General features: G+C 61.1%; 1 protein-coding gene and 1 pseudogene. Both read left to right on the top strand.

The features are described 5' to 3' along the window. A partial coding sequence (gene hemP / locus EN824_RS33735) for a hemin uptake protein HemP (RefSeq protein WP_245521078.1) occupies positions 1-171 on the top strand: 171 nt, incomplete at its 5' end. Between the two features lie 46 nt (positions 172-217). Next, positions 218-365 (top strand): annotated as a pseudogene (locus EN824_RS36405) (hemin-degrading factor); the annotation flags it as partial.

Genomic DNA, 365 nt, shown 5'->3' with positions numbered 1-365 from the left:
GTCCGCCGTTCGGACGACACGCAGATGCGCTATGAACGGGTGCCGATGGTGGTGAGGACGCTCTCCAGCAACACGCTGTTTCAGGGGGGGCACGAGATCGGCATCGAGCATCACGGCGCGCTCTATCGTTTGAAGATCACCCGCCAGGGCAAGCTGATCCTCAACAAGTGACCCGAAGCGGCGGACGAGCAGACATCATGCATTGCAGGTGAACGACATGGACCAGCGCGTAAAACCATCCCCGGAAGAGATCCGGCGGGCGCGAGAAGAAAATCCGAAAATGCGGGAGCGCGATCTCTCGGCGCAACTGGCCATTTCCGAAGCGGAACTTATGGCAGCGCAATGCGGCATCAGCGCGGTGCGCG

The organism is Mesorhizobium sp. M8A.F.Ca.ET.181.01.1.1 (genome assembly GCF_004792025.1).
In the GTDB taxonomy this organism is placed as follows: Bacteria; Pseudomonadota; Alphaproteobacteria; order Rhizobiales; family Rhizobiaceae; genus Mesorhizobium.
Note: the sequence above shows the minus strand (reverse complement) of the source record. Positions and strands in the feature narration are given on the sequence as shown.